This is a genomic window from Xanthovirga aplysinae, assembly GCF_009711365.1.
Classification (GTDB): Bacteria; Bacteroidota; Bacteroidia; order Cytophagales; family Cyclobacteriaceae; genus Xanthovirga; species Xanthovirga aplysinae.
The window spans coordinates 1-5,736 of the sequence record NZ_SMMB01000949.1 but is presented as its reverse complement, the minus strand read 5'-3'; the positions used below and the strand labels follow the sequence as shown (position 1 = coordinate 5,736).

General features: G+C 35.8%; 3 protein-coding genes. All 3 read right to left on the bottom strand.

Going from position 1 to position 5,736, the window contains the following annotated elements; translation table 11 throughout:
- Window positions 1–359: hypothetical protein (locus E1171_RS08795; protein WP_155205637.1), on the bottom strand; the 359-nt coding region annotated here is incomplete at its 3' end.
- A gap of 453 nt (window positions 360–812) precedes the next feature.
- The gene (locus E1171_RS08790) at window positions 813–2,516 is read right to left on the bottom strand and encodes an IPT/TIG domain-containing protein (RefSeq protein WP_155205636.1); all 1,704 of its coding nucleotides are present in this window, start codon (window positions 2,514–2,516) and stop codon (window positions 813–815) included.
- A gap of 98 nt (window positions 2,517–2,614) precedes the next feature.
- Window positions 2,615–5,608, bottom strand: a complete 2,994-nt coding sequence (locus tag E1171_RS08785; protein WP_187696350.1) for a leucine-rich repeat domain-containing protein — start codon at window positions 5,606–5,608, stop codon at window positions 2,615–2,617.
- Window positions 5,609–5,736: the final 128 nt, after the last annotated feature.

Sequence of the window (5,736 nt, the reverse complement as noted above, 5' to 3'; positions counted from 1 at the left end):
GAATGTTGGAAACCCAGACGTGACATTTCCTCCTTTACCTGATCCTCAACCGTCTGTCTCATGAAAACAATGCTTTGGGAATCCTTTTCTTGATCCGGATTCATCTCCTCAGGTAGAGCAAAATTGTAGGTCAGTAATTTTGAAGACATGATGCTATCATCATAGTCTGATTGGATCCTAGCGGTGCTGCAGGCAGTTGAAAAAATCACTAATACTAAAAAGAAGAGAGTTCTACTTGTATCCTTTGTGGACCTCAAATAGGAAAAGGCAACTCTCTCATTAAAAAATGATTTAAAATGTTCATTATACCCTTTTGTCTGTGGATTGGTTTGTTTTTGGAATAGATTTTTTCTCTTCATGGTTTTGTCCTCCCTTAGTTTCTACCCTACTTCCAGGTTTAAAAGTGGGATAATTGTAAAAAATGGATTTGAGATTTATATGCTCAGAAATATGGAATTAGACTTGTATGAATTGTAAAAAAGTAGACTTGGTTATTTAAACTTAAAAAATCACTTCATGAATAGGGTCTTAAAATAGCGTTATTTAGGAATAAAAAAATCCCCTATAGTAAATAGGTACGGAATAAATATAAGATAGGATGTTCAAACTGTAAAGTTTCGGGGTTATTTTATTTAAAATTATTTTTTTAAGAAGAAGAAAGGTTTAGCTATTGTATAGTACTTTTTTGGGAAGTCAAAAATTTAAAAGAATTTTAAATTTGATGACAAAACAACAGAAAAAGAAAGAGACACGAAAAATCGTGCCTCTATGTAAAAACCAAATTGAGTCAGGAAACCACAGAGGGAGTAACATTATTTTAAGGCCGGAATAAATTCCCAAAACTCTCTCTGCTCGTTACCAAAATATGCTTTATCATTAATAACAAAGGTAAAAAAATTCCCCCCTTTTAGTTTTAAGCCTGGGAAGTCCGCCTCTTCTGAGTAGGTTTTCTTTATAGGGTCATATTCAAAAAATGCATAATTATAATAATCCACTCCATAATACATCTTATCATTCAATGCAAAAAAAGGAACGTATTCATCCAAAGCAAAAGCAGAAGAATTTTCGTCATAAAATAAGTCATTGTTAAATTCGTAAGACCAGGAATTATCATCCCCAAAAAAGTAACCCTTATTATTAAGCTTTACCGCAATAACTTTATTTTCTAAGTCTTTTTTCGGAAAATCTGAAACCCTAGACCAGGTATCCGTAGTAGTATTGTATTTCCAAAAATCAGTTAAGTTGTCATATACGAATTTTTCATCATCCCAAATTCTCCCTAAACCCAAAAAGCCATTGTTTCCACTGGCCAATGCCACAGGCCCACTTCTCTCTATTCCAGGAAAACTCTTCTTTTCCTTCAAAGACACTTCAATAGGGTCAAGACACCATAACTTATTATTAGACTCCATGAAAATATAAGCCTTCCCTTCTATCACAAATACTGCTTGGTTAGAATTGTTGAGATCTTCGAATGAGTGAATAAGAAGCCAAGAGTCTATTGCAGGGTTGTATTCATATAAATCCCCAAAATCCAGCACATAGCCTATATCATTAATTGTAAACCCAAAAGCCCAGCCGGGGTTTCCTGGAAAACTTTGTTTCTGGGTATAAATACCATCTGGAAGAATTTTTAATGGAGATTCGTTAATATTTACCAAAGCATTCCCATCTATATCCTCCACTTCAATTGTTACCTCTCCCAAAGGTAAATTATCAGGTACCTTAACCCTAATTTCATACTTCCAATTATCAAGACGCCATCTCGATATAGGAGTAGCTGCTACCCCATTAATCTTATAAACATTATCTAATTGCCCAATAGAAGGATATACCTTTAAGACCTTCCCATTTCTTATTTCATTTGGAGAATAGGTAAAAGTATCTAGATAAGTAAATTGCACAGATGAGGAACTGGATATACCGTCGCTTTTAACCCAAATATCTTCAATTCCTGTTCCTTGATGAGGAGGAATAATAAAAACAATCTGGTCTTCAGTACTTTCCGTAACCTCAGCTTGTTTCCCCGCCAAATAAACCTCATTTTTTTCTACAAATTTGCTAAAATTTTTACCCTTAAGGGTCACTTTGGTTCCCTGCGCTCCTTGCATGGGAGAAATACTTTCTGGGACAGGTCTTAGGGGAGAGAAAAATCCATCTTCCGTAGCATATTGACCTTTAGCCGTAATGACATAGGCTTGAAAAAGATGAGGACCGGTCTCCAGATTATTTAATTGCACTGAAAAAGGTCCTTTTTTAAAGCTTTTGTTAATAATTTCCTTTCGGGATTCAGGATCTCCCAAGCTCGGTGATTGCCCCATTCTCCATATAAATCCAAACTCAGTAACCTCTTCGGATCCTGTTTCAATGATTTCAGCATTTAACACCACGGAAGTTTTAGTAGTATCAGAAACTTCCAATAACTCAAATTTAGGGATTAATTTAGGCTCTTTATTTTCACAGCTTATTACCCAACAAAAGGCAAACAGAATAAAAAATTGTATATTTCTTCTCATATTTTTTTATTATCTACCAATAAAAAAAGTTAAAGAGGCAAACCTTTTTAATATTGTAATTCAACAAAAACAGTAACCATTTCCAATCTAAAAAATCCTTATTGAAACTTTACCAATTTAAAAGATGAAATATTGGCCCCTAATACATTTACAAAATAAATTCCATTTGGTAATGCACTAATATCTATTCCCTCCTTTTCATTTTTTATTTCCTTCGTTATTAGAGCAACACCAAATCCATTGCGGACCTTTATGGTATAGGTTCTCTCTTCCCCCAATCCTTTGAGAAAGAAGATAGAAGAAGAAGGATTAGGAGCAATTAGGATTGATTTTGATTCAAGGCTTTCAGAAGACCCCAAAATATGTTCTCTTTCAAATCTTAGAGACCAATCAAAATTTACCATTTGGCCATTTGTTTCCTTCCAAAGAATTTTCACCTTTTGTTCAGCTCCTAGGGGTATAGTAGCATTTGATTGCGAAAACTCCTCATTGAAATCAAGGCTTTCCTGGTATAACATATTTCCTGAACAACCATCAAACACATACAAATCTGTCAACTCCTCCGTCAAAGCCTCGGAAGCAAGGATAAGATCCCCATCAGTTGGAGCAGTAAAACTATACCATTGGTGAGTAGAAGCTTCAAATTTATTCAGTCCCTCTTTTGCTTCTAGATCGACAGCACAATCCAGCGTCCAAGGTAGGGAAGCTAAGGTTAAATCTTTCACTACCGAATTAGTGACCTCACAATGAAAAACTCCATTCACTTCACCACCCTCATAAATAGCTGAATTAGCTCCCTCAATAGGTTCCCCATCCCTAAACCATTGATATTGGCTACTCTCTCCTCCTGCATTGGCTGATAAACTAAAACTCCAATCCTCATTCATTGAAAAGATTATTGGTACCTCCTTCTGGTCATGATAAAGGAATTCCCCACCTTTTTCCTTAATAGCCATATTCGGCTCCAAACTTTCAAAAGTTATGTGATTATTTACCACACTTAAGTACTTTAAATCAGGTAGGTGGGTGAGATTTGAAATACCGGTGAATTGATTATCACCTAATTCAATTCGTTGAATATTCCATAATCCCCCAAATTGTCCTGAAACTGCTCCAGTCAATTGGTTATTTGCTAAAGAAAGGATCCGTAGTCCCCCTAACCAGCTAAAATTGGAAGGGAGTTCTCCACTTAACTCATTATTAGCTAAAGAAAGGTTTTGCATTTCACGTAGGTTGGTGATTTCATAGGGGAGAGTTCCTTTAAGGTTATTTCCAGAAAGGGATATTTCAGATACCCTCTGCTTTTCCTCATCTACAGTAACACCAAACCAATCTTTGACCTTTCCATTTAACCAGCTGCTATTATTTATCCAATTATCTCCATTTGTACTTTCGTATACAGCAACCAAAGCGCGATACTCTTCCTTGGGTACTCCCTTAAGATAATAATAAGAGAATAGGGTTAAACCTGAAACAATGGTATTTGTTGTCTCACAACTGTATTCTAAATCTTCTTCTTCCGGCGTAACAGAAATAGATTTTTCTGTTGCTCCTTCAATTATCTTTCCATCCTTAAACCATTGATAGCTGTTTTTTTCCCCCTTTAAAGAAACTTCTAAAGTCAAACTTCCATCTTCATTCCAGAAAAAATCTAGGGGAACTTCTGCCTGTGGAATATAAAAAAAATCCTCTATACTTACTCCCAGAGCCATATTAGGCTCTAGGCTTTTGAAAGTCAGATTGTTATAAGAAACATTTAGAAATTCCAAATTTGTAAGAGGAGAAAGCTCTGGCAAGCTGGTTATATAATTGCCACCTAAATCCAGTTTTTCTAATTTAATTAGCTGACTGATTTCAGATGGAACATCCCCAATTAATTGATTAGACCCTAAATGAAGCTCCTTTAAGTTAGAAAGAAGTCCGATTTCAGCAGAAATTTCTCCTACTAATTCATTAGCATATATATCAAGAACTTCCAATTTAGTAAGAAACCCAATTTCAAGCGGTATTTCGCCCGTTAATTGATTTGAACCCAACCGTAATTCGACTAATCCAGAAAGGTTACCAATTTCAGCCGGAATCTTGCCACTCAAACTATTCGCCCATGCCATTAAGAACGATAGATTCGTTAGTTGACCAATATCAGGAGGAATTGCCCCAGTTAACTCATTATTGTAAATGAACAAATTTTTTAAGTTAATAAGCCTTCCAATTTCAGAGGGGATTTCACCACTTAATTTATTACTTTGTAAAAAAAGGCCTGTTAATTTGGAAAGTTGTACAATTTCGGAAGGAATTTTTCCAGTCAATTGATTGGAGTATAGCCTCAATGCCTGTAATTCCGAAAGTTGGCCTATTTCAGGAGTAATATTCCCCACTAAATTATTCTCCGCCAAAGATAGTTCTATTACCCTACCCTCTCTCCATGTCACCCCATACCACTCCAATGGATCTCCCTCTAAATCCCAGCTATTCATCCAGTTGCCTCCACCAGTGGAATGATAAAGTGCTTTTAGAGCATCAACATCCTTTTGGTTTAAAGGGGGATTATTATCAAGGGTAGAGATAAATTTTAACCCTGTAAAATTATTTTCCTCCACGATTGTTCCATTATTAACCAGCATCTTTCCTCCAAGATAGGGGCCCTCTTCATTGCTACTCCCTCCAAATTCCAGATCAACATCTGATCTGAATAAGGCATAATAAGTGGTAGAAAGGTCTAGTTTAAGATCTTCGAATTCATAGCGGGTATAAGGAAATTCTCCCTCTTTTTTTGAGACACTTTGCCCTACAAGCGTCCCCCCGGAACCATCATCCAGAGAACTGATATCGGAAGGAAGTGAGCTATATATGTAGAGAATCTCTGGCTCCACTTCGCGGTCAAAAACTACCTCAAAAGATTTTAAGTACACAAAATCTGTAGCAGAAATACTTCCACTTCCATCCCCTTGTACATTAGGGGTAAATGCCTGTCCCCTTATGTCAGCTCTGGAATTTCCAGTTTTATTTTGCTTAATAGTATAAGTAGTCTGAGCAAAGGAATTAATAGTAATAAAAAACGCTAAAAAGCTTAGTAAAAATTTGTATTTCATAGCCATGTAGTTAGAGAAAGGACTGTTTTAAATAAAAGAGGTGAAGAATTATAAGCACCAACCTTCCTGCTCTTGAATATTTTCATCCTTTAACTTGTCAAAAATTAATAGATATGGTTTTGGTTTAT

Coding starts and splice junctions, on each gene's coding strand:
- E1171_RS08790 (WP_155205636.1), bottom strand. CDS start 2,516: ATGAGAAGAAATATACAATTTTTTATTCTGTTTGCCTTTTGTTGGGTA.
- E1171_RS08785 (WP_187696350.1), bottom strand. CDS start 5,608: ATGAAATACAAATTTTTACTAAGCTTTTTAGCGTTTTTTATTACTATT.